17 protein-coding genes are annotated in these 25,163 nt (G+C 36.5%); 11 read left to right on the top strand and 6 right to left on the bottom strand.

The features are described 5' to 3' along the window. Positions 1-17: 17 nt before the first annotated feature. Together DF947_RS20945 and DF947_RS20940 are read right to left on the bottom strand one after the other, a co-directional pair. Entirely contained in the window at positions 18-2,159 is a 2,142-nt protein-coding gene (locus DF947_RS20945) for an ATP-binding protein (protein ID WP_109932687.1), read from the bottom strand. Between the two features lie 40 nt (positions 2,160-2,199). Beyond that, positions 2,200-4,068, bottom strand: a complete 1,869-nt coding sequence (locus DF947_RS20940) for a DNA topoisomerase IV subunit B (protein WP_109932685.1) — start codon at positions 4,066-4,068, stop codon at positions 2,200-2,202. A 363-nt stretch (positions 4,069-4,431) separates the two neighbouring features. Between DF947_RS20940 and DF947_RS20935 the strand changes: the two genes are divergently transcribed. The 3 genes from DF947_RS20935 (at position 4,432) to DF947_RS20925 (ending at position 8,866) form a co-directional block, all read left to right on the top strand. Further along, positions 4,432-5,769, top strand: coding sequence for an APC family permease (locus DF947_RS20935; RefSeq protein ID WP_109932683.1), 1,338 nt, complete (start codon positions 4,432-4,434; stop codon positions 5,767-5,769). A 247-nt stretch (positions 5,770-6,016) separates the two neighbouring features. Continuing rightward, positions 6,017-7,351, top strand: a complete 1,335-nt coding sequence (locus DF947_RS20930; RefSeq protein ID WP_109932681.1) for an MFS transporter — start codon at positions 6,017-6,019, stop codon at positions 7,349-7,351. Positions 7,352-7,561: 210 nt separating this feature from the next. Beyond that, on the top strand, positions 7,562-8,866 hold the full coding sequence (locus tag DF947_RS20925) for a DEAD/DEAH box helicase (RefSeq protein WP_109932679.1): 1,305 nt from the start codon (positions 7,562-7,564) through the stop codon (positions 8,864-8,866). 377 nt (positions 8,867-9,243) lie between these two features. On the opposite strand, the gene leuS is transcribed toward DF947_RS20925, so the two are convergent. Further along, positions 9,244-12,030, bottom strand: coding sequence for a leucine--tRNA ligase (gene leuS / locus DF947_RS20920; RefSeq protein ID WP_109932677.1), 2,787 nt, complete (start codon positions 12,028-12,030; stop codon positions 9,244-9,246). 229 nt (positions 12,031-12,259) lie between these two features. Further along, on the bottom strand, positions 12,260-12,667 hold the full coding sequence (locus DF947_RS20915) for a hypothetical protein (RefSeq protein ID WP_109932675.1): 408 nt from the start codon (positions 12,665-12,667) through the stop codon (positions 12,260-12,262). Positions 12,668-12,868: 201 nt separating this feature from the next. On the opposite strand from DF947_RS20915, the gene DF947_RS20910 reads away from it, so the two are divergent. The 8 genes from DF947_RS20910 to DF947_RS20870 all read left to right on the top strand — a co-directional run bounded on the left by DF947_RS20910 (position 12,869) and on the right by DF947_RS20870 (position 21,608). Continuing rightward, positions 12,869-13,747: a cell division protein FtsX gene (locus tag DF947_RS20910; RefSeq protein WP_109932673.1), complete on the top strand. Its 879-nt coding sequence runs from the start codon at positions 12,869-12,871 to the stop codon at positions 13,745-13,747. Continuing rightward, a complete protein-coding gene (locus tag DF947_RS20905; RefSeq protein ID WP_109932671.1) occupies positions 13,747-13,986 on the top strand; it encodes a DUF3098 domain-containing protein in 240 nt (79 codons plus the stop codon). The genes DF947_RS20910 and DF947_RS20905 overlap by 1 nt, the downstream gene beginning before the upstream one ends. Positions 13,987-14,068: 82 nt before the next feature. Continuing rightward, on the top strand, positions 14,069-14,863 hold the full coding sequence (locus DF947_RS20900) for an undecaprenyl-diphosphate phosphatase (RefSeq protein WP_109932668.1): 795 nt from the start codon (positions 14,069-14,071) through the stop codon (positions 14,861-14,863). Positions 14,864-15,009: 146 nt separating this feature from the next. After that, positions 15,010-15,741 (top strand): tRNA pseudouridine(55) synthase TruB, encoded by a 732-nt coding sequence (gene truB, locus DF947_RS20895; protein WP_109932666.1) that lies wholly within the window; start codon positions 15,010-15,012, stop codon positions 15,739-15,741. Continuing rightward, positions 15,738-16,598: a YitT family protein gene (locus tag DF947_RS20890; protein ID WP_109932664.1), complete on the top strand. Its 861-nt coding sequence runs from the start codon at positions 15,738-15,740 to the stop codon at positions 16,596-16,598. Before truB ends, DF947_RS20890 begins: the two co-directional genes overlap by 4 nt. A gap of 137 nt (positions 16,599-16,735) precedes the next feature. Continuing rightward, the gene (locus tag DF947_RS20885; RefSeq protein WP_109932662.1) at positions 16,736-17,767 is read left to right on the top strand and encodes a bifunctional riboflavin kinase/FAD synthetase; all 1,032 of its coding nucleotides are present in this window, start codon (positions 16,736-16,738) and stop codon (positions 17,765-17,767) included. 518 nt (positions 17,768-18,285) lie between these two features. Then, positions 18,286-20,499: a cation:proton antiporter domain-containing protein gene (locus DF947_RS20875; RefSeq protein ID WP_109932658.1), complete on the top strand. Its 2,214-nt coding sequence runs from the start codon at positions 18,286-18,288 to the stop codon at positions 20,497-20,499. A gap of 74 nt (positions 20,500-20,573) precedes the next feature. Next, positions 20,574-21,608, top strand: a complete 1,035-nt coding sequence (locus DF947_RS20870) for a DUF2157 domain-containing protein (RefSeq protein WP_109932656.1) — start codon at positions 20,574-20,576, stop codon at positions 21,606-21,608. 51 nt (positions 21,609-21,659) lie between these two features. Here the strand turns inward: DF947_RS20870 and DF947_RS20865 are convergent, their stop codons facing one another. Both DF947_RS20865 and uvrA read right to left on the bottom strand, forming a co-directional pair. Further along, the gene (locus DF947_RS20865) at positions 21,660-22,271 is read right to left on the bottom strand and encodes a LysE family transporter (RefSeq protein ID WP_240615434.1); all 612 of its coding nucleotides are present in this window, start codon (positions 22,269-22,271) and stop codon (positions 21,660-21,662) included. Between the two features lie 50 nt (positions 22,272-22,321). After that, entirely contained in the window at positions 22,322-25,135 is a 2,814-nt protein-coding gene (gene uvrA / locus DF947_RS20860; RefSeq protein ID WP_109932652.1) for an excinuclease ABC subunit UvrA, read from the bottom strand. Positions 25,136-25,163: the final 28 nt, after the last annotated feature.

Genomic DNA, 25,163 nt, shown 5'->3' with positions numbered 1-25,163 from the left:
TGAACGATAGGTTTTGGTTATTTGATAAATTTCAAAATCTTTTCAATCAATTCCTGTTCGAGGAAAGGTTTTAATACCAGTTCATTCATACCAGAGGCTAAATACTTTTCTCTATCTTCTTGCATAACATTGGCTGTAACCCCCAAAATCGGAATGTTTTGTTTAGTTAGGATTTCAAAATTTCTAATTTTCCTGGTGAGCTCGATTCCGCCCATCTCTGGCATTTGAATATCGGTTAATATCAAATCGTAATCGTTTTCATTAAAAAGCTCAAATGCTTCTTTGCCATTGTAGGCCGCATCAAAAACAACTTTGTATTTCTTTAAAATGGTACTGGCCAATAAAATATTCAGCATATTATCATCTGCCAATAAAATCTTTTTACATTCTAAGACCTTTGCTTCTATGTTCAGCCTAGATACAGGGAGCTCATTGGTTTTAGGTTTTCCTGTTGTTTCATAAGGCAACTCAAAAGAGAAGGTAGAACCTTTTCCTTCTTCGCTCCTCACCTCTATTTTACCTCCCTGAAATTCAACTATCTTTTTGCAAATGGCTAATCCCAAACCCGTTCCTTGTTGTTTCTCTTTGGTAGATGCATAATAAACCTGCGCAAACTCATCAAAAATAATTTTCTGATCTACAGGATTAATGCCCATTCCGGTATCTGAAATGCTGATTTTTAACAAGGAATTGTTACCCTGACTTTTCACCATGCTGGCGTTTAAAGTAACACTGCCTTGGTTAGTAAATTTTATGGCATTACTCAGGAGATTCATTACAACTTGTTTCAACCGTAACGGATCTCCCAAAATGTAGAGATCCTTATCAATTGGCATATTAATTACAAATCCTATTTTCTTTTTATTCGCTTGGATTTGCATGCTATCAAATATATCCTGAATGGCTAAGTTTGGAGAAAAAGGAATCCTTTCCATCGAAACCTTCCCGGTTTCATACTTAGAAAAATCTAAAATATCATTTACCACATCGAGCAACATAACCGAAGAATTTCTAATTGCTCCAATTTGCTCCTTTTGTTCGGTTTCTAAATCGGCCTGAGTCAATTGTTCCGAAAACCCAACGATAGAGTTTAATGGTGTACGAATCTCATGACTCATATTAGCCAAAAATCTACTTTTCGAAAGTGCATAGAGCGCCGCCTTATTGCTATAATCGATCAGCGCCTTTTCATTTTTGTAAAAATTATAAATGGTAAAAAAAACTAAAAGCAACAGGCCTGCAGCTAAACATAATAGAATAACGCTAAAATTATCTAAATTTTCTACCGTGCTAACCGTAGATGTACCCAATAAATATTGAACCGTGGCATAATAATTTTTCTCCTTCACCTTATACGCTTTCAACCCGTTAACAATACTGGTTATTAATTGATGATTTACATCTAAAAGCTCTTTTTCCTTATCCTTAAGTTTTTTATTAATTCGATATAACCTTAAATAATAATCGTTGATGGCTTTAAGTTGCATTTTGTTGTATGCAATGTTCAGAGAAGATGTATCCGCAGAAATTACGGTTTTAACATACGTTGATTTTGAACTATCAATTGCTTTTTTCCCTTTATCCCCAATTGCATCGAGTATTCTGCCAAAGAATTTTTTCTTGGGTTTAGCAACCACTCCGGGTTTAATGGTATCAACCCTTACAATACTTTTAAATTGCCTTGCAGTAAAGAGCCTGCTTTTTGGGTTAATATTTTCAACATCTTTATCTACTGCAATAGAAAAATTAATTAAGCTATCAGAAAGCTTACGCAGTTCGATAAATTGAGCAGTTCTTATTTTTTTCTGTTTGATCAGATTATCAAATGATTCGACAGAGATTGCTTTTTCATTTTGATTTTGTCTTTCGATGGTATCCATGATTAAAGAAATTTCTTTAATCTCTTTCGAAAACTGATTGTAATAATTTCTATTTCCACTTACCACATACATTCTGCAACTATTTTCTGCGTTGTACAGCTTGAAAATACAGCTATCCAATTTTGTAAAATCGCTCTGCACCTGAACAATTTTATTCGCCGATTTTAACAGCGGGATCTTGGAAAAATTCACAAATAATCCAACGGTAATACCGAAGATAATGAGAATTAAAAATACAACTAATAAATATTTCGTTGCAGAACTTTTTGTGGGTTTCAAATGCGTTGATTTAATTTTTGGATGAAATCAACGCCGAATTTTATGCTACTTCATCAATAATTTTAGGTTCTTCCGTTACCTCGTCTTTTTCTATTCGCAGATTTCTGATGATGTGTTGTTGCCTATCGGGAGTATTTTTCCCCATATAATATTCAAGCAAGCTTTTAATGGTTTGATCTTTCAAAATAACAGGATCCAGCCTGATATCTTTTCCAATAAACAATCCAAATTCATCTGGAGAAATCTCTCCCAACCCTTTAAAACGAGTAATTTCCGGCTTGTTTCCTAATTTTTCAATGGCATTTCGGCGCTCTTCATCACTATAACAATAAATGGTTTCTTTTTTATTTCGAACTCTAAAAAGCGGAGTTTGTAAAATGTAAACATGTCCTGCTTTTACCAAATCAGGAAAAAATTGAAGGAAGAAAGTCATCATCAATAATCTAATGTGCATTCCATCCACATCGGCATCGGTAGCAATTACAATATTGTTGTAATGCAATCCTTCCAAGCCATCCTCAATGTTTAGAGCGTGTTGTAAAAGGTTAAATTCTTCGTTTTCATAAACCACTTTTTTGGTTAGTTCATAACAGTTTAGCGGTTTTCCTTTTAAACTAAATACGGCCTGGCAGTCTACATCACGAGATTTTGTAATCGAACCTGATGCTGAATCTCCCTCAGTAATAAACAGAGTGGTTTCGTAGCGCTTTTCGTGAGTGGTATTAAAATGAACTTTACAATCGCGAAGTTTTTTATTATGCAACGAAGCTTTTTTAGCTCGATCATTCGCTAGCTTTTTAATTCCGGCAATATCTTTTCTTTCTCTTTCTGATTGAAGAATGCGTTTCAATAGTGCATCGGCAACATCAGCATGTTTGTGCAGGTAGTCATCAAGTTCTTTCTTTACAAAATCCATAATGAAAGTTCTAACCGATGGTCCTTCTGGCCCCATGTTTTGAGAGCCCAATTTGGTTTTCGTTTGCGATTCGAAAACCGGTTCCTGAACTCTAACCGAAATGGCCGCTATGATAGATGAGCGTACATCAGATGCTTCAAATTCTTTCTTATAAAATTCCCTAACCGTTTTTACAACGGCTTCGCGAAAAGCTGCTTGGTGCGTACCACCTTGTGTAGTGTGCTGTCCGTTTACAAATGAATGGTAATCTTCTCCATATTGCTGACCATGAGTCATTGCAATTTCGATATCGTTTCCAATCATGTGGATAATTGGGTAACGGATTTCTTCTGGTTTATTAAATTTCGAAAGTAGATCATAAAGACCTCGCTCTGAAAAATATTTCTGGTTGTTAAAGTTTACGGTTAAGCCGGTATTTAGGAAAACATAATTCCATACCATGCTTTCTACAAAATCAGGAATGTAGTGGTAGTTTCTAAAAATACTTTCATCAGGATAAAAAGTAATTGCAGTTCCGTTTCGCTGCGTTGTATCAATTATCGGCTGTTCGTTTACAATTTCTCCTTTAGAAAATTCTACCTTTTTCGTTTTTCCATCTCTGTAAGATTGTACAACAAAATTTGTTGAGAGCGCATTTACAGCCTTAGTACCCACTCCGTTTAGGCCAACCGATTTTTGGAAAGCGTTACTATCGTATTTACCTCCTGTATTAATTTTGCTTACACAATCTATAACTTTTCCTAAAGGAATGCCACGGCCATAATCGCGAATATTTACCTTTTGCTCAGAAAGCGTAATTTCGATGGTTTTTCCTGTACCCATCACAAACTCATCAATAGAGTTATCTACAATTTCTTTTAACAAAACGTAAATTCCATCATCTTGCGCAGATCCATCACCAAGCTTACCGATGTACATACCGGGGCGTAGTCTGATGTGTTCTTTCCAGTCTAATGAACGAATACTGTCGTCGTTATAAATTACTTCTGCCATAAATTTTGTTTATTGTTATCAGGTTGATTGAACTTTGCTTTTACACAAAGCAGCCATACCGAGGGATGATCGGAGCAAGCTTTAACGTTCAACATGACAAATATTTAGGGATGATTTGATATTGAGAATCTGAAAGTTAATGTTGTTGTGGTTTTGCAAATCTCAAATAGCAAAAATTATTATACAATAATAGATTTATTTTGCGAAGCTAACAAAAGAAAATTTCAACATACAGGAGATGGAAAAGGTTATGATATAGAATTCTAAAATGGACGGATTGAGATTCTCTTTTCCATCTTACATCATCCATCTAACATCTTCCATAATTTCCCTATCTTCATCCCATCCTTTATTATTCTTTAAATGCAGCAAAAAAAGCAACTTTCGCTCTTCGATTTATCCATGATTGTGGTTAGTTTGGTAATCGGCATGGGTATTTTTCGTACGCCTGTAAATGTTGCAGCGAAAGCACAAATTCCCGAATTGTTTTACTTGGCTTGGGCAATTGGAGGCTTTGTAGCTTTTTGTGGCGCATTAACTTATGCAGAAATTGGTTCTCGATATCCGGTTACAGGTGGCTATTACAAAATATTTTCCATTACCTACCATCCTTCAATCGCATTTGCCATTAACTGTATCGTTCTAATTTCAAGCGCAGCATCTGTAGCGGCTATTTCAATTATTGGTGCAGAATATTTAAGTAAGATCGTTTTACCAATAGACAAACAAAACGAAACTTACCGGGTTGCAATTGCCATAATAACCATTTTGATATTTTATTTAATCAATCTTTTGGGATTGAAAGCCAGCGCTAAAACCCAAAATGTGTTAACCATAATTAAAATTGGCATGGTGCTTACGCTCATATGCGCTATATTTTTTGGCGCAAAAACGGAAACCATAACACCAGTTTTTAAAACTGTAAGTGGTGCATTACCCGCTTGGTCTGATTATGGAAAAGCTTTAGGGCTATGCTTAATTGCGGTTTCATTTTCTTACGCAGGTTATGCGCAAACCATCAATTTCGGTGGCGAAGTTAAGGAAGCAAAAAAGGTAATTCCCCGTTCCATCATTATCGGTTTAACCATCATTGTGAGTTTATATTTAGCCATTAATTATGTGTATGTAAAAGTAATTGGTTTTGAAGAATTGAAATCAGCAGAAAGCATAGCTGCCATATTGGCCGCCAAAATATTTGGCCCTTTTGGTTTTAATTTACTTTCTGTAATCATTTTTTTCTCGGTTATGGGCTATGTAAATGTAAATCTGCTCAGCAACCCAAGAGCCATGTTCGCCATGGGCGAAGAAGGTGCACTACCAAAAATTTTTAGTAAAATAAATAAGAAAACCGAGGTCATAACCTTAAGCTTAACGGTTTTTACCGTAGTTGCTATTGTAATTATTTTCTTTGCCAAAACTTTCGATAAAATTTTAAACTATACCATCTTTTTAGAAAGCATCAGTATGGCGAGTTCTGCAGCTGCAATTTTTATATTAAGAAAAAGAACAGCACATCTTGATAAAAAAACCATTTATACTGTCCCATTATATCCTATATTGCCAATAATATTTATTGCGGCTTATACCTTTGTAGCTTTTAGCATTTATGCTGATGATCCAAATGCGGCATTAAATGGCTTATATATTTTTATTGGCTTTTTGATAATATATTTTATCAGTAAAATGCTGAAAAAGAAGTAGATTAATTTTATTTGAAAAGCAATTTCAGTGCTCATCGGTTTCGATAGTCCCGCCATTTGCTATAGCCCTCATAAAAAATTCGGGGCTGTCGCTGCTGTCGGGTTTAAAAAGCAAATTATTGCTGAAATGTAAGGTTAAAAGCGCCAAAACTTAAATTTCGATTAAGTTTCGCTTTACAAAGATTTCTCCACTTCGGTCGAAATAAAGGCTTAAAAATATAGAAACAACATATTTGTAAAATTAATTAATGAACAAAACACTCTCTTTAAAACAAGAAATTGCTTATGCGGCAGGCATGATTGGCTGGAGTACGATGACGAACATCATCATCGTAATGTTGCCGTATTTTTACCTACCACCAAGTAATGCAGGTTTGCCTCCATTGGTACCTCAGCTTGTTTTCTTAGGTGCTTTCAATATTCTTTCCATCATTGCGGCTTCCGGCAGATTGGTTGATGCCGTTTTCGATCCATTTATTGCTTCTAAAAGTGATGCGAGCACCAACCCAAATGGTCGCAGAATGCCATTTATGAAAGTTGCTATAGTACCTGCAATGATTTTTTGCGCACTGGTATTCTATCCTATTCAAAAAGGCGAAAGTTTACATAATGCCTGGTGGTTAACCATCACCTTGTGTTTGTTCTTTGTTTCAGTAACTACTTATATCATTCCCTACAACGCCTTACTTGCTGAAGTAACCAATACGCCGCGACAAAAAGTTAAATTATCTAGTTACCAACAGGTTGGCTTTGTAATTGGAATCATTTTATCTGCCTGTACAAATAACTTCGCCGATTTGGTTCAGCATAATTTTCACGTTGCCAATCGCAGTGAGGCCGTTCAAATTGCCATTTGGGGACTATGTATTTTATCTGGCTTGGTGATGTTGATGCCAATAATTTTTATTGATGAAAAAGAATTTTCTGTCGCGAAACCTACACACGTGCCGCTTTGGCCAGCAATAAAGAACACCTTTAAAAACAGCAATTTTAAATATTATCTCATATCTGATTTTGCTTTTTATACCGCATTGAGCATCATTTCCAGTGGCTTATTATTTTTCTGCACTGTATTATTAGGCTTACCAGAATCAGAAGGGGGCAAATTTATGGGCGCAATGGTTATGGCTTCCTTAATATTTTATCCAATTGTAAACTTTGGTTCGGCTAAAATTGGCAAAAAACCTTTTGTACTGATTGCCTTTGGCGTTCTTTGTCTAATATTTGTAACCATATTTTTCTTAGGAAAACTACCTTTTGGGCCATATACACAAATCTACATATTGGTTCTTTCCGCCTCTTTTCCATTGGCTGCATTGGGCATTTTACCTACAGCAATTTTAGCCGACATTGCCCAAAGAGACACATTGGAAACAGGCGAAAATCATGAGGGCATGTTCTTCGCCGTGAAGTATCTTTTCGTAAAGCTAGGGCAAACTTTGGGTATTGCAATATTTGCCATGTTAACGATATATGGTAAGGATCCCGGCAACGATTTTGGATTGCGCCTAAACGGCGTTGTTGGCTTCGGGCTATGTTTAATAGCACTTTTGTTTTTTAGTAGGTTTAAGGAGGAAAGATAATGATTGAATGAGTGTAGGATTAAATGAGTGAATGGCAAATTGCAATCATTTAAAATCATTATACTCGAACATCATCCATATTACATCTCACATATTTTTGTATCTTTGCTCCCGAAGCAGAATTTCTTTATCATTTAAAGCAATCCGCAAGTTAGTCCTTCAACAAATGATTGTTCTAGCTTCTTCGATAAATATTACACAAAAAAATACATGTTATTCAAAGAATTAAACCTCATTGAGCCAATTTTAAAGGCCCTTGAGAAAGAAGGTTATACTCAACCTACGCCTATACAGGAGCAATCCATCCCAACGATATTAAAAGGTAAAGACTTACTAGGCTGCGCACAAACCGGAACCGGAAAAACGGCTGCCTTTGCCATCCCGATGTTGCAGTTATTGCACGAAAAACACATCAATACCAAAGCCACAAAAAATATTAAAGCCTTGGTTTTAACACCTACCCGCGAGCTTGCCATTCAAATTGAAGAAAGCTTTAAAGCTTATGGAAGCAATTTAAATTTACGCCGATTGGTAATTTTTGGGGGTGTAAATCAGCACTCGCAAGTAGAAGCACTAAGAAAAGGTGTTGATATTTTGGTGGCTACGCCTGGTCGTTTGTTAGATCTGATGAACCAAGGTTTTATCAGTTTAAACACGATTGAACTTTTTGTTTTAGATGAAGCTGACCGCATGTTGGATATGGGTTTCATTCACGATGTAAAAAGAGTTGTAGCTAAATTACCCGCAAAACGCCAAACTTTATTTTTCTCGGCTACCATGCCAGATGAAATCCAGAAGTTGGCCAACACAATTTTATCTAGCCCAACCAAGGTAGAAGTTACGCCGGTTTCATCAACTGCCGAAACCATTAATCAATCTATTTATTTCGTTGATAAACCTGATAAAAAGAAGCTATTAATTCACCTTTTAGATGATAAGGCGATTGAAACTGCACTAGTTTTTACGCGTACCAAACATGGTGCAGATCGGATTGTTAAGGATTTAGGTTTCGCTGGAATAAAATCGGCCGCAATCCATGGCAATAAATCTCAAAATGCCAGACAGAGAGCTTTAACAGATTTTAAAGACAGAAAAATCCGCGTTTTAGTAGCTACTGATATTGCGGCTCGTGGTATTGATATTGATCAATTATCGCACGTTTTCAATTACGAATTGCCAAACATTCCAGAATCATACGTACACAGAATTGGCCGTACGGGCCGTGCAGGTGCAAATGGAATTGCCATCTCATTCTGTGATGCAGAAGAAAACGAATACTTATTGGATATTCAGAAACTGATTAAAATTACCCTTCCAATTGTTGATGACCATCCTTATCCATTGTCTTGGCAAAGTATGATGGCTAAAAACCAGGTTAAACGTAAGCCACAAGCGCAGTCTAAAGGTGGCGGTGGTGGCGCTAAACGAAACGGTGATGGAAATATGAGTGGTAAGCCTCGTAATTCTAGTAACAACAGAAGATTTGGCGGAAACAGAAGAAAAGCTGAGAGATAGGCTGAAGATTAAAAAAAGATAAAAGAACAAAGCGGAAAGACTAAAGCTTTCTTGCTAATTTTATAAAAACCCGAGTTGCAAATTACAGCTCGGGTTTTGTTTTTATTTGTTATCCGTCGGCTAAAGCCAGACGGCAATGAATAGGCGAATTGCTCTAATAAAACTTTCTATGAACGGTCGTCATTGCGAGGCACGAAGCAATCTTAATGCGATAGTTATAAACCCATAGTAGTAGGATTGTAACATGGTCACTCCTTTGGAACTTCGTGCCTCGCAATGACAAAGAGCATAAAAAACCCCGAATTGATTTCTCAACTCGGGGTTTTCTTTATAAAAATTGCAGGAAAGCTTTCAGCTTTAGTCTTTAAGCTTTCCGCTTAAACCACTACATTAATAATCTTTCCTTTTACGAAAATGATTTTCTTTGGTGTTTTGCCTTCCAAATATTTCTGGAATTGCTCATCAGCAAATAAAATGGCTTCTACTTCTGGCTGAGCTAAGGTTAAGCCCAAATTCAAATTCATTTTCATTTTACCATTAATGGAAACTGGATAAGCAAATTCATCTTCTACCAAGTGTTCGGGGTTGAAAGTTGGAAATGCCGTATATGATAAACTTCCTGCTTCATTACCCAATTGCACCCAAAGTTCTTCGCAAATGTGTGGTGCATATGGTGAAAGGATAATTACCATGTCTTGTAAAATGCTGCGTTTATTCGATTTCAAATCTGTTAATTCATTAACAGCAATCATAAAACTAGAAACCGAAGTATTGAAAGAGAAACGCTCAATATCATCCTGAACCTTTTTAATGATCTTATGCAAGGTTTTTAATTCTGCCTTTGTTGGCTCTGAATCTGAAACGGTAAATTCCCAAGCCTCATTGTGGAATAATCTCCAAAATTTACGCAAAAACTTAAACACACCTTCAATACCATTCGTATTCCATGGTTTACTCTGCTCCAGCGGACCTAAAAACATTTCATACATGCGCAAGGTATCGGCTCCGTAACGCTCAATCAAATCATCGGGATTAACGACGTTGAATTTTGATTTGGACATTTTCTCGACTTCTACGCCGCAGATGTATTTTCCGCCTTCAAGAATAAATTCTGCATTAGCATATTCTTCTCTCCAAGCTTTAAATTTATTTAAATCTAAAGTATCGTTTTCTACAATATTTACATCAACATGCAATGCTGAAGTTTTATACTCTTTTCTTAATCCGGCAGAAACATAAGTATTTGTCGGCTTGCCATCAGCGTCATTAATTCTATAAACAAAATTACTTCTGCCCTGAATCATTCCTTGATTAATCAATTTCTTGAATGGTTCTTCTTCTTTGGTATAGCCCAAATCTTTCAGAAACTTATTCCAGAAACGGCTATATAATAAGTGGCCCGTAGCATGCTCAGAACCACCGATGTATAAATCAACATCTTTCCAGTATTCAACGGCTTCTTTTGACGCAAAATCGTTGTTATTATTGGCATCCATGTAACGGTACCAATACCAGCTGCTTCCCGCCCAGCCCGGCATGGTGCTCAATTCATAATGTCCGCCTTCTTTCGGGGTCCAGTTTTCGGCTCTTGCTAAAGGCGGTTCTCCAGTTTCGGTAGGTAAATATTTATCAATTTCTGGCAAAATTAAAGGTAATTCTTCTTCCTGAACTAAGTAAGGCAAACCATCTTTAAAATAAACCGGAATTGGCTCTCCCCAATAACGCTGGCGACCAAAAATCGCATCACGTTGGCGGAAATTAACTTTGGCTTTTCCAACGCCCTTTTCCTCTAACCAATTATTCAATAATGGAACGGCTTCTTTATAAGTCAAGCCATTAATAAAACCGGAGTTAATGTATTTTCCCTCTTTAGTTGGATCGGCCTGAATGTCAATATCTTTTTGACCATCCAAAATCTGGATAATTGGCAAATTGAAATGCGTTGCAAATAACCAATCGCGTTGATCGCCACTTGGTACACCCATAACCGCACCTGTTCCGTAACCTGCAAGTACATAATCTGCAATCCACAATTGAACACGTTCGCCGTTTACAGGGTTAATTACATAAGTACCTGTGAAAGCACCTGAAACCGTTTTTGTATCGGCCATGCGGTCTAATTCTGATTTCTTTTTGGTTTGAGCGATGTAATTTTCTACATCCTGTTTCTGCTCTGGCGTTGTTAATTCTGCAACCCATTCGTGTTCAGGTGCTAAAACCAAATAAGAAACACCGAAAATGGTATCAACCCGGGTGGTGAAAACTTCAATTTGCTTCTCATTGCTTTCAATCTGGAACTTAACCGATGCTCCAACACTTTTCCCAATCCAGTTGCGTTGCATTTCTTTAATTGGTTCTGGCCAATCAATGGTATCTAAACCTTGCAAAAGTCGGTCAGAATAAGCGGTGATTCTCATGCTCCACTGCATCATTTTCTTTTGCTCAACAGGGAAACCGCCACGCTCAGAAAAACCGTCTTTCACTTCGTCGTTTGCCAAAACCGTTCCCAAAGCTGGGCACCAGTTTACGGTACTTTCTCTTAAATATGTTAAACGGTATTTTAATAATTCTTCTTGCTTTTCCTCTTCAGTAAAAGTTGCCCAATCGCTTGGCAAGAAAGATTTCACGTCTTCATCGCAAACTGCTTTAACATCAGCTGTTCCTGAAGCATTGAACTTCTCAATAAGTGTATTAATATCTTCTGCCCTGTCATTTTCAATGTTGTACCACGAATTGAACAGCTGCATAAAAATCCACTGCGTCCATTTGTAATAGGACGGTTCGCTGGTACGCACTTCACGGCTCCAATCGAAAGAAAAACCAATCTGGTCTAACTGGCGGCGATAAGTTGCAATGTTTGCCTCCGTAGTAATTGCAGGGTGTTGACCGGTTTGTATCGCGTATTGTTCTGCAGGTAAACCGAATGAATCGTAACCCATTGGATGCAAGACGTTAAAACCTTTAAGGCGTTTGTATCTCGAAAAAATATCTGATGCAATGTACCCAAGTGGATGACCAACATGTAAACCTGCTCCTGAAGGATAAGGAAACATATCTAACACATAATATTTAGGCTTTTCAGAATTACTTTCGGCTTTAAATGTTTGATTATCGGCCCAAAATTTCTGCCACTTTTGTTCTATTTCTTTGAATTGGTAATCCATTGCATGTTTTAAATTTTTAAAGGGGCGAAATTACGGAAATTAAGGGGTTTAGTAAAACATAATTTTAGTCGGAGAAACATAGATTTCATTGGTCGTCACTGCGAGGCACGAAGCAATATTTTTCACGAACAGATTGCTTCGTGCCTCGCAATGACGAAAAAAATTCAAAAAAAAAAATGCGCCATTGATATTAACCAATGGCGCAAGCAAATAATCGGGATTAAGATTTTTAGCGTGATAAATAATACACCTTAACAATGTTTGTTTTATCAACTTTGGCCGTAAATTGAAGTATATTTTCCGTTAAGCTGTTGATCGTACAGTAAGATGCTCCCTCCTCTGGAAATGCTATGTTAAAACTATCTTGAGTTCCAACATAAGTTCCGATTGTTCTTTGTCCTGATAAACTTAACTCTACCTGATCATCCTCATTGGATTTAAAATCCATATAGTCACTTGTTTTACCATAAGTGAATGTACCATTGGCAGCATCAGCAGTGTTTCCTGTGATTATAATTTTATTCACTGTCCATTTACCCATAATTCGGGCTTTTGTAGATTCGGTATCCTTTTTACAAGAAAAAAGGGTTGTCGTGACAAGGAATAAGAGGCTTAGGAATGTAATTTGTTTTTTCATGATAAATATTTTAGGGTTTAGATATGATTAATAACGCCTTTTAACCAAATTTCGTACCGATTTTTAAAATTAAGCCAATTTTGATTTGGATTTTATACGAAACTAAAACTTCAATTTATGCGTTAGTGTTGATTTAAAGCCTCATTAAATTGGTGTTTATCAGGTATAATTTATATTTTCGCAGAAACAAAATTGAAATACATGGAAGAATTCGAAGTAAGTGATGCATCTAAGAAAACCAAAACCGTATACATCTCTACTATTATTAGTATTGCATTGGTTTTATTAATGCTAGGGCTGCTTGGGTTGGTACTTGTACATGCCAAAAACCTGTCTAATTACGTTAAAGAAAACATCGTTTTAAATATCATCGTTGATGAAGGTGCAAAAGAAACAGATGTTTTGGCTTTTCAAAAAGAGCTGAATGCCAATCCTGCTGTTAAGCAAACTCAATATGTAAACAAAGAATTAGCGGCCAGAAACTTAACTCAGGATTTAGGCGAAGATTTTGTTAACTTTTTAGGCTACAATCCATTAACCTCTACCTTTGATGTATATTTAAAAGCAGAATATGCAAACAATAAAAGTATTGATGGCTTAAAAGCGAGCATTTCTAAAAACCCTGTAGTTAAGGAGGTGGTTTATCAAAGCTCATTAATTGATATGGTAAACAAGAATATCAATACCATTGGATTGATTATTTTAGCCTTTGCGCTTTTACTCTTGGTTATTTCTATAGCGCTGATAAACAATACGATACGGTTAGCCATTTACTCTCAACGTTTTTTAATTAAAAGTATGCAGCTTGTTGGTGCAACGAAAAATTTTATCAGACGTCCTTTCTTATTATTTGCTGCTTTGCATGGTTTAATTGCGGCCTTTATAGCAATCATCATCTTATTGGCAACATTAATTTATGCACGCAAAGAAGTACCAGAAATTATAATCCTAAACAACTACAAAGAATTTGGTTTCGTATTTGTCGGATTAATAATCATCGGTATTTTTATAACAGGTATTAGTACCTGGTTTGCTGTAAGCAGATATTTACGTTTAAAATCTTATCATCTATATAGATAATGGCAGAAAAAAAAGCAAGTCCGATTTTTAAGGATATCAAAGACACCAAACAAAACGAATTGGTTTTTGGCAAAAAAAACTATCAATTATTGTTAATCAGCATTGCAATTGTAGCCGTTGGTTTCATTTTAATGATGGGAACCACTGGCGACATTTATGATTTCAGAAGAACATTACTTGCACCGCTTGTTGTGCTATTTGGTTTTGGCTTTGGGATCTACGCTGTTTTAAAAAAGTAATTTATCCCAATGGATTATATTTGAGAACGCTTAATTTACTTTAAGCGTTTTCTTCATTTCTACTCTTCACAACCCAAATAATATGAACTATTTCGAAGCCATTGTCCTTGCTATTGTAGAAGGATTAACGGAATTTTTGCCCGTATCCAGCACTGGCCATATGATTATTGCATCTTCTTTTATGGGAATTGCCAGCGAACCTTTTGTTAAACTATTTACCATTGCAATACAGCTTGGTGCCATTCTTTCAGTTTTGGTGCTGTACTTCAAGCGCTTTTTCAAATCGGTTAATTTCTACCTAAAGCTCATTGTTGCTTTCATTCCGGCTGCTGTATTTGGCTTATTGCTAAGCAAAAAAATAGACGAACTTCTGGAAAGTCCAATGGCTGTTGGAATATCATTGTTAGTTGGTGGCGTTATTTTGTTATTTGTAGATAAATGGTTTAACAAACCGACAGTTAACGAAGAAGAAGATGTAACCTATCTAACCGCTTTAAAAATTGGTTTCTTTCAATGTATTGCCATGATTCCTGGTGTTTCCCGTTCTGGAGCGACTATTGTTGGCGGTATGAGCCAAAAGTTAAGCAGAAAAGTAGCTGCAGAATTTTCATTCTTTTTAGCTGTACCAACCATGTTTGCGGCAACAGGCAAAAAGCTTTACGATTTTTATAAAGAAGGCCACACCATTTCGCACGATCAAACCAATTTGCTTATCATCGGAAATGTAATTGCTTTTGTAGTTGCTCTACTTGCCATTAAAAGCTTTATCGGTTATTTAAATAAGCATGGTTTCAGAGTTTTCGGCTGGTATAGAATTGCAGCAGGTTTGGCAATTATCATCCTTTTGTTAACCGGCCATAACTTACAAATTATATAGAGGCTATTGTTGATTAGCTATCAATTAAATTAAAGCATAGGTAAATAATCTTTTCAAAATAACAACCTGTATTTATCTGTGCGCATCTGTGGCTAAAAAAATCGACTAAACAACATTGAATCTGTATCTTTGCGCAAAAAAGATTCGTGAGCACAGAAAATCCAAAATTTAAAGAATTCAATTTTGCCGAAGGCGAACTGCTTTTAATTAATAAGCCATACAAATGGACTTCTTTTGATGTAGTTGGCAAAATCCGTAATTCTTTAAAACCCTTAAAGTTAAAAGTTGGGCATGCCGGCACATTAGATCCGCTGGCTACCGGTTTGCTTATTATTTGCACCGGTAAATTAACCAAGCAGATAGATACTTTTCAGGCAGAAGAAAAAGAATATACCGGAACCATGATTTTAGGGGCAACAACCCCTTCTTTCGATATGGAAACTGAAGTGGATGAAACTTTCGACATCAGCCAGATTACCGAAGAACAAATTTACGCCGCAACTCCGCAATTCATCGGCGATATAGAACAATATCCCCCGGCACACTCTGCAGTGAAAGTTAATGGCGAGCGCTTATATGTTAAGGCCCGTTTGGGCGAGGAAGTAGAACTGCGCAAGCGCTTTGTAACTGTTCCAGAATTTGAGATAACCCGCATATCGTTACCCGAAATCGATTTTAGAATCGTATGCAGCAAAGGAACTTACATCCGCTCGCTCATCTCCGATTTTGGCAAATCACTTAACAGTGGTGCCTATCTTTCTAAACTTGTTCGTACACGGAGCGGAAACTTTTTGCTTAGTAATGCGTTTGAGGTTTTAGAACTCGTTAATTATATTCGCAATAAGAAAGAAGAAGCTAAAACTCAGGCTGAAGTATGAACCACATTAAAAACAGGAATACCAGATTTATAAAAGAACTTCTTCTCATAATTGCCGGAGTTACCTCAGCATGTTTCGGTTTAAAAAGTTTTTTAATGCCAAGCCATTTTATTGATGGAGGTGTTACCGGTATTTCTCTATTGATTAGCACATTAACTGGCTTTAAACTTTCCTACTTAATCGTAATTATAAATATTCCCTTTGTAATATTAGGTTATCGGCAAATTGGAAAAGGTTTTGCCATAAAAACCGCAGTTGCCATTGCTGCATTATCTGTCGCTCTAATTGTTCTACCCTTCCAACCCATTACCCACGATAAACTATTGATTGCATTTTTTGGCGGTTTGTTTCTGGGTGGCGGAATCGGTTTGGCCATGCGTGGAGGCTGTGTTATCGATGGAACCGAAGTTCTGGCCTTATACATCAGTAAAAACAGCATTTTAACGGTAGGCAATATTATTTTAATTCTAAACATTATAATTTTTGCCTTTGCAGCCTATTTTTTAAACATCGAAACAGCACTTTATGCAATCCTAACCTATTTATCTGCTTCGAGTACGATAGATTTCATCGTTAACGGAATAGAACAATACACAGGGGTAACCATTATTTCCGAGCATCAGGACGCCATTAAAGGCTTCATAATTAACGAAATGAAACGTGGCGTTACCATTTACAAAGGAGAAGGTGGCTATGGCGAAAAAAAAGATATAGATATTATATTTACAGTTGTTACAAAACTAGAAATGAGCAAATTACAAACAGCAATTAGGCAAATAGATGCCGATGCATTTGTAATTCAACAACAAATAGCCGATTTAAAAGGTGGCGTAGTAAAGCGCCATGCATTACATTAAAAACAAATAATAAGAATTTGGGCATGCCCTCAAGCTGTGCAAGGGGTCGGGCTGTACGCTAAATTCCCGATGAAAAATCAGGAGATACCGCTTCCATTCCTAATGCAAAACCCAATTTATTAAAATAAAATTCACCCTTGAAAATATATAATAACCTTTCCGATTTTAAAAAGCTGGATAATGCAATTGTAACCATCGGTACTTTTGATGGCGTTCATTTCGGACACCAAAAAATCATCAAACAATTGGTCGAAAAAGCCAAGGCAAATCATGGCGAGAGTGTCATCCTAACTTTTTTCCCGCATCCACGAATGATTATCGATCCTGAAAACCAGGATTTAAAAATGATCAATACCATTAATGAAAAAGCCGAAATTTTAGAAAGTTTGGGAGTTGATCATCTAATTATTACGCCTTTTACAAGAGACTTTTCCAATCAGCTTCCCGAAGATTACATTAAAAATACCCTCGTAGATAATATCGGTACCAAACACATCATTATTGGTTACGATCATCGTTTTGGCAAGGACCGATCTGGAAATTTAAGCGATTTAAAAAGCGCTGGATTACATTATGGCTTTACGGTAGAAGAAATTATGGAACAGGATATCCATGATGTTGCCGTAAGTTCTACAAAAATACGTCAGGCACTTTTAGAAGGCGATGTAAGTTTAGCCAAAGATTATTTGGGTTATCCTTTTTCCATTTTTGGAAGAGTAATTAAAGGCGATAAAATTGGCAGAACAATTGGCTTCCCAACAGCAAATATCTTTGTTGAGGAAACATACAAACTTATTCCAGGAGATGGCATTTACGCTGTAACGGTAGAAATGGGTTTGGAAAGTGAAAAGTCCGAAGTCGGAAGTCAGAAGTCGGAAGATAATTTGCTCGATAATTCTACGTCTCAACGTTCAACTTTGAACTTTCAACTTTCAACTTTTAAAGGCATGGCCTACATCGGGCAACGTCCCACCATAAACGGAATGACGAGAAACATTGAGGTTAATATCTTCGATTTTAACCAAGAAATTTACGGTCAGGATATTAAAATGAACTTTTTAAAATTCTTGCGCCACGATGTAAAATTTACAGGCTTGGAAGCCCTTACCGTTCAATTGCAAAAAGATAAAGAAGCAACTTTAGATTATTTTAATTCGGTTTCCAAATAGACTTGAAACATCTTTTACTTTCAAAAAAGCCTCATTTTCGTTATATTTACGGCAATGAGGCTTTTTTATATTTTATTTTTTCTTATTAGTTCATTAAGTTTTGCGGGTTTCGCATCGCAGAAAGCAGGAACCAATGTGAAAAATTACAACATCAAAAAAAGCTTTTTTTCAGCTAAAGAAATCTCAAAATCCCATTCAAATTATCATCAGGAAAACGAAAGCTTCCAAAGAGATTTCATCTCCAATTCTACATTGAAAATTTCTACGGGCTCTTTTTTAGCACTCTTGTATTTGGTTTTTCTTCAAGTATTACACAGAAAAATCGATTCAAAAACCCTCATTAAAAGGCTAAAATATAATTATTGGTGTTTGTTTAAAATGCTTTACCCGAAACATTTTTTTTGGTAAACAGTGTAATTTCTTAAACTGCAGATTGCAGTTATATTTTTTAAAAAGTAGAGCATATTAAATTATGCTTATAAAGATTATTACTTCAATTAAACTCATTTTTATTATATATGCACTTACCAGATTTAATTGCCGATTTAGGGCTAATTCTTGCCGCAGCAGGCATAACCACCCTCATATTTAAAAGAATTAAACAACCTCTAGTGCTGGGTTATATTTTAGCCGGACTTCTTGTTGGTTCTCACCTAAGTTTTTTTCCATCCGTAACCGATACCAAAAGCATTAACATTTGGGGAGAGATTGGAGTAATCTTCCTTCTGTTTAGTTTGGGTTTAGAATTCAGTTTCAAAAAATTGGTTAAGGTGGGAGGCTCTGCTTCGATCACGGCAATCGTGAAGGTTTTATTTATCATCCTTGCTGGTTATTTAGTTGGAAAGGCAATGGGCTGGAGAGATATGGATAGTTTGTTTCTCGGCGGAATTCTGTCTATCTCATCAACCATGATTACCATAAAAGCATTCGAAGAACTCGGGCTTAAACATAAAAAGTTCGCAGGCCTGGTATTTGGTGTTTTAATTGTAGAAGATTTGGTGGCCATTTTGTTGTTGGTATTATTTTCAACCTTGGCAGTTAGTCAGCAATCTGCCGGAACAGAGATGCTTTACTCTATCTTAAAGCTGGCTTTTTTTCTCGTACTCTGGTTCTTGGGGGGTATATTTTTAGTTCCTTCTTTTTTAAAGGCAACAAAAAAATTAATGAATGATGAGACCATGCTCGTGGTATCTCTTGCTTTATGTTTGGTAATGGTTCTCTTGGCAGACAAAGTAGGCTTCTCTCCTGCCCTAGGCGCATTTATTATGGGGTCTATTCTTGCTGAAACCACTCAGGCCGAAAGAATAGAGCATTTGACCAAATCTGTTAAAGATTTATTTGCAGCCGTATTTTTTGTATCTGTAGGTATGCTGATTGATCCATCAATGCTCGTCAAATATGCAATACCTATTCTTGTTGCTTCATTAGTTGTAATTTTAGGTAAAATCATCTTTACTATACTGGGCGCATTATTGTCTGGGCAACCCTTAAAAACCTCGGTGCAATCCGGAATGAGTTTGGCACAAATCGGGGAGTTCTCTTTCATTATTGCATCTTTGGGTTTAACCTTAAAAGTAACCAGCGATTTTCTCTATCCAATTGCGGTTGCAGTAGCAGCAATCACAACGTTTACAACACCATATTTAATAAAATTATCAGAGCCATTCTATCAATTATTAAAAAGAAAACTGCCACAAAAATGGCTTGATGGAATTGAAAGATACAGTTCGAGTACAGAGGGCATCACGACATTAAGCGATTGGAAAATACTTTTGCGTTCTTATATTTTCAATACCATTATCCACTCCGTGATTATTATCGCCATAATCTTTTTGGCCTATAGGTACGTGCAACCCTTTATCGTAAAAAACATCGCGAATAATTTAACTTCAATCATTATAAGCGTAGTGGTTTCATTTGTATTAATGTCGCCTTTTTTATGGGCGCTATCCATTAGGAGAATTCAGAAAACAGCTTATGCTCACCTTTGGTTGAATAAAAAATATACCCGAGGTCCGTTAATAGCCATTGAGTTTTTCAGAATAGCACTCGGTATATTCTTTGTTGGCTTTTTGATGTACGAATTTTTCGACACTTGGGTAGCGGCCGTTATTGCGCTTGGTTTAATCGTTTTCGGAATGATTATCTTTTCGAGAAAACTTCAATCGTTTTACGATAAGCTGGAGAAACGTTTCATGCTAAATTTAAACGCTAGAGAAAATCAAAAACCCGCAATTTTACCCTGGGATACGCATTTGGCAGAATTAATGGTTTCGCCTGAATCTGAAGTAGTTGGCAAAACTTTGGCCGAACTTATGATCCGTGAGAAATATGGTGTAAACATCGCTATGATTGAACGAGGAAGGAACAATATCCCAACACCTGGTCGAGATGAACGGTTATACCCAAATGATAAGCTTCTTTTAATTGGTGCCGATGATCAACTCGCTTCAGTAAAAAGTATATTGGAAGTTGATATTCCTGAAACGGAATCCGAAAAAAGCTTTCCTGATAAAGAAATGACGCTTCAGAAAGTAGTTGTAAATAACGAATCATCCGTTTACGGCTTAAGCATTAGGAATGCCGGAATTAGAGAGAAAGCACAGGCATTAATTGTTGGCATAGAACGGGGAGCAGATAAGATTTTAAATCCATCATCAGATTTCGTATTTGATAATGGTGATGTTATCTGGATTGTTGGAAATAATAAGAAAATTAAGGAAGTTATTTGATTGAAGAAATTGGTTTTGATGCTTGATACTTTTATCTTGATTCTAATTTTATATCTTCGCATACAACCTAACCTATGAAAATCGATAGAGAAAAAAGTGAGTTTCTTGATGATATGATTGAGCAATGGCAAACCGATGGCTTAATTAACGAAGAAACGGGCACAAAGCTTCGAAAGAGTTATGAAGCGAAAAATTTTGATTGGCTTCGTCTTGCACAATATGCCTTTTGGGTAGCACTAGCCTGTGGTTTTATTGCATTAGGCTCACTTTTAATCGATAATTCTATTCTTAATTATCTTAAAAGAGTTTACAATACGCCAAACATTGTTATTGCCCTAGTTTCTGGTGGCTTGGCGGCTTGGTTATATATTTTGGGTTTCAGAAGAAAGAAAAAATTAGCACATTTAAAGTTTAGTAACGAGGCAATTGTTTTTTCGGCTATACTTTTAACAGCCAATGCAATAGCTTATTTTGGGAAAGCGGTAGATAACGGCTCGGGCAATTTCTCTATCTTAATTTTAATTTCAGTATTTATTTACGGTGCATTGGGTTACATTTTCAGTTCGAGACTGATCTGGATTTTCGCTTTAATTTCATTAGGCGCCTGGTTCGGAACGGAAACTGGATATTTAAGTCGGTGGAACTATTATTTCCTTGGAATGAATTATCCTTTACGTTTTGTGGCATTTGGTGCAATCTTAACTGCAGTTTCTTTCATTATGAAAGCGTTGCCCAGAACCAAACACTTTTTTCAGGTTACTTATATCGCTGGGATGGTATATTTATTTGTATCACTTTGGGCATTATCCGTTTTCGGAAACTTTGCAAGCTTGGAGGAATGGTACAATGTAAGGCAATTAAGTTTGTTTTATTGGGCGCTCATTTCTGCAGCAATATGTGTAATAAGCACCGTTTTCGGCTTAAAATACCATGATGATATTGCACGCGAGTTTGGTATTACTTTCCTTTTCATTAACCTGTACACCCGATATTTCGAATACTTTTGGGATAGCTGGCACAAAGCCTTATTCTTTTCTGTATTGGCGGCTTCTTTTTGGCTGATTGGTAGAAAAGCAGAAAAGATATGGAATGTAGAGTTTTTAAAATAGCTTTTTACCTCACCTTGGTCGAGATTACATAAACCAAGATTATTTTACAACTTACAAAATTATAATCAGCTGTTTAACAATTAAGTAAGCTGCCAAAACGAATAAGAAAATCGCTATAGATTTATTTACAATTAAGCTGCTCAACGCAAACTTCTCCTGAATATAGGTTGCAAAATGTGCGTATAAATATAACGCGCCAGCAGAACCAAAACCCGAACCTAAAGCGAAAATGATTAGCGATAAGTAATCTGTTTCGATCCATTGGTGCAGAATTACATAATTACCAAAGAACAGCCAAAAGGGAATTTGAACAGGATTTAAAACCCCTAAAATTAAGCCATATAAAACACTTCCGCTTCGTTTATCTTCCTTTTTACTGCTCGTTTTAGGTACTTTCTTTCGGTTTCTCCAAGTAATGGTTCCCATTACCAAGAACATCAAAATCATAAAGCAATCTACCAGAGTACCCAGCCGAACCTCGCTTACGGCTTCATTCGGATTGATGTCACTCATCGCCCAGCGGGCAAAGCGCATCATACCAAAAGTAAAACATACTTCTACGCAAGAGAAAGAGAGAATAAAGTACCAAACTTGGCGCATGCCTTTATTAATGGCAAGTTGCGCAACGGTTAAGTTAATATTGCCAGGGGGAATATAGCCCATGGCGTTGAGGATGATGCCTATGAAAAACGTTAGAAAAAGCATTGCCGAAATTATGGATTTAAATTTAAATGCGATGCTAAATATTTTCCCGTATAAGAAGTTTTTTCTTTTGCTAAATCCTCAGGAACTCCTTCAAAAACAACATGACCACCGCCATCTCCTCCTTCAGGACCAATATCAATAACCCAATCGGCGCATTTTATCATATCCATATTGTGTTCGATAACCAAAATGGTATTTCCCTGCTCTATGAGCGTATTTAATGCCTTAAGCAATTTTTTAATATCGTGAAAATGTAAGCCGGTAGTTGGTTCATCAAAAATAAATACAGTTTTGTTGGCATTGTTTCCTTTGATTAAGAAAGATGCCAGTTTTATTCGTTGCGCTTCTCCGCCTGATAAGGTATTGGAAGACTGCCCTAAGTGCACATAACCTAAACCAACATCAACCAAAGGATTTAATTTATTTAAAATTTTCTGTTCATCCTTAAAGAAATCAACAGCCTCCTCAATAGTCATGTCGAGAATTTCGGATACATTTTTTTCTTTATACGTTACATCTAAAACCTGTTGCTTAAACCGCTTGCCTCCACATGCTTCGCAAGGCAGATAAATATCGGCCATAAATTGCATTTCGATTTTAACTTCGCCCTCGCCTTGGCACACATCACAACGACCACCCTCTACATTAAAAGAAAAGGCTGCTGGTTTTAGACCCGCAGCTTTTGCAGCTGCCAAACCAGAAAATAATGCACGAATATCATCCCATGCTTTTACATAAGTTACTGGATTAGAACGACTAGAACGACCAATAGGATTTTGATCGACCATTTCTACAGCGCTTACCAAATCATAATTACCAAAAATGCCATCATAGGCACCAGTCTGTTCACCTGCGTAATTTCCAATAGCCTTTTGCAAGGCTGGATATAAAATCTTTTTAACCAAACTCGTTTTACCAGAACCTGAAACACCGCTTACAGCAGTGAAAACACCAAGGGGAAACTTAACGTCAACATTTTTCAGGTTGTTTTCTCTAGCACCCTTAATTAGTACGTGATCTTTCCATTTCCTTCTTTTTTCTGGGATCGCAATTTTCTCAATCCCAGCTAAATAACGGCCAGTTAAACTTTTTTTATCAGTTAGAATTTCTTCGTAATTGCCACTGAATACTAAATTTCCACCATGTGTACCTGCTTCAGGACCAATATCTATAATGTAATCGGCCGCACGCATCATTTCTTCTTCATGTTCAACTACGATTACGGTATTTCCAACATTTCTTAATGAAATCAAAACTTCAATCAGTTTATTGGTATCTCGAGGATGCAAGCCGATGCTTGGTTCATCTAAAACGTAAATAGAACCTACCAAGCTACTTCCCAATGAGGTGGCAAGGTTAATTCTCTGCGATTCTCCTCCCGACAAGGTATTCGATAATCGATTTAAGGTTAAATAACCTAAGCCTACATTATTTAAATACAGGAAACGGTTATTAATTTCAGCCAGTAATCTCTTAGCTATTTTAGTATCGTTTTCGTTAAGTTTTAGCTCATTAAAGAAAGTCAACGCTTTAGCTAGGGGCATTAAAACAACATCAATGATCGATTTTTCTGCAATTTTAACATACGAAGCATCTTTACGCAAACGAGAACCTTTACAATCTGGACAGGTGGTTTTTCCGCGATAGCGAGACAACATTACACGATATTGGATTTTGTAAGTCTGTTCTTCTAACTCTTTAAAGAAAGCATTTAAACCCGCAAAATATTTATTTCCTGTCCAAAGTAGCTGTTGTTCCTTTTCAGTTAATCCGCCATAAGGCCTGTGTATTGGGAAATCAAATTTTGGTGCAGCTTTAACAAAATTTTGTAGCCAGACATTCATTTTTTCTCCACGCCAAGGCGCTATTGCGTTATCATAAACACTTTTGCTTTTATCAGGAATTACTAAATCTTCGTCTATTCCAATTACATTTCCATAACCTTCGCAACGCTTGCAGGCACCATACGGATTATTAAACGAGAAAAAGTTTGGCGTTGGTTCTTCAAAGCGCATTCCATCCAGCTCAAATCGATCGCTAAAATGCTTGGTTACACCATTAGCCTCAACATAGCAATCGCCCTTACCTTCAAAAAAAGCAGTTTGTGTAGAATCTGCCAATCTACTTAAGGTTTCTTCCTCCTGGTTGGTTACAATTCGATCGATTAATATTTGAACAGTTTTATCATCGGTTAACTCAGCATCTTTAAAATCTGCATCATCCAAAACAGTTTCTATCTTTTCTATTTTATTTTCAATCAGAACTCTTAAAAATCCTTTTTGTAATAAAATAGCAAGTTCTTCTTTAATTGTTCGGTTATTATGCGGGTATAAAGGACAAAAAATAGTCACCGTTGTATCTTCAGGCATCGAGCCAACATAATCTACAACTGTACTTACCGAATCCTTTTTAACCTCATTGCCTGAAACGGGGGAAATTGTTTTTCCGATCCGAGAAAATAAAAGTTTTAAATAATCGTAAATCTCTGTTGATGTACCAACGGTAGAACGCGGATTAGAGGTAATTACCTTTTGCTCAATGGCAATTGCAGGGGCAATACCCTTAATATAATCTACATCAGGTTTATTCATACGCCCCATAAATTGGCGGGCGTAAGAAGATAAGCTTTCTACATAACGACGTTGACCTTCAGCATATAAGGTATCGAATGCAAGCGATGATTTACCCGAACCCGACATACCTGTAATGACCACCAATTTATTTTTCGGAATGGCAACATCTATGTTTTTTAGGTTGTGCACCCGGGCACCTTTTATAATAATATTTTTATGCGGATCTTTTTCGGCTTCGTTTTTGCTCATGTATTATCAAGAATATAAAATATAAACC

This window comes from Pedobacter paludis, assembly GCF_003173575.1.
Classification (GTDB): Bacteria; Bacteroidota; Bacteroidia; order Sphingobacteriales; family Sphingobacteriaceae; genus Pedobacter; species Pedobacter paludis.
Note: the sequence above shows the minus strand (reverse complement) of the source record. Positions and strands in the feature narration are given on the sequence as shown.

Coding starts and splice junctions, on each gene's coding strand:
- DF947_RS20940 (WP_109932685.1), bottom strand. CDS start 4,068: ATGGCAGAAGTAATTTATAACGACGACAGTATTCGTTCATTAGACTGG.
- DF947_RS20935 (WP_109932683.1), top strand. CDS start 4,432: ATGCAGCAAAAAAAGCAACTTTCGCTCTTCGATTTATCCATGATTGTG.
- DF947_RS20930 (WP_109932681.1), top strand. CDS start 6,017: ATGAACAAAACACTCTCTTTAAAACAAGAAATTGCTTATGCGGCAGGC.
- DF947_RS20925 (WP_109932679.1), top strand. CDS start 7,562: ATGTTATTCAAAGAATTAAACCTCATTGAGCCAATTTTAAAGGCCCTT.
- leuS (WP_109932677.1), bottom strand. CDS start 12,030: ATGGATTACCAATTCAAAGAAATAGAACAAAAGTGGCAGAAATTTTGG.
- DF947_RS20915 (WP_109932675.1), bottom strand. CDS start 12,667: ATGAAAAAACAAATTACATTCCTAAGCCTCTTATTCCTTGTCACGACA.
- DF947_RS20910 (WP_109932673.1), top strand. CDS start 12,869: ATGGAAGAATTCGAAGTAAGTGATGCATCTAAGAAAACCAAAACCGTA.
- DF947_RS20905 (WP_109932671.1), top strand. CDS start 13,747: ATGGCAGAAAAAAAAGCAAGTCCGATTTTTAAGGATATCAAAGACACC.
- DF947_RS20900 (WP_109932668.1), top strand. CDS start 14,069: ATGAACTATTTCGAAGCCATTGTCCTTGCTATTGTAGAAGGATTAACG.
- DF947_RS20890 (WP_109932664.1), top strand. CDS start 15,738: ATGAACCACATTAAAAACAGGAATACCAGATTTATAAAAGAACTTCTT.
- DF947_RS20875 (WP_109932658.1), top strand. CDS start 18,286: ATGCACTTACCAGATTTAATTGCCGATTTAGGGCTAATTCTTGCCGCA.
- DF947_RS20870 (WP_109932656.1), top strand. CDS start 20,574: ATGAAAATCGATAGAGAAAAAAGTGAGTTTCTTGATGATATGATTGAG.
- DF947_RS20865 (WP_240615434.1), bottom strand. CDS start 22,271: ATGGGCTATATTCCCCCTGGCAATATTAACTTAACCGTTGCGCAACTT.
- uvrA (WP_109932652.1), bottom strand. CDS start 25,135: ATGAGCAAAAACGAAGCCGAAAAAGATCCGCATAAAAATATTATTATA.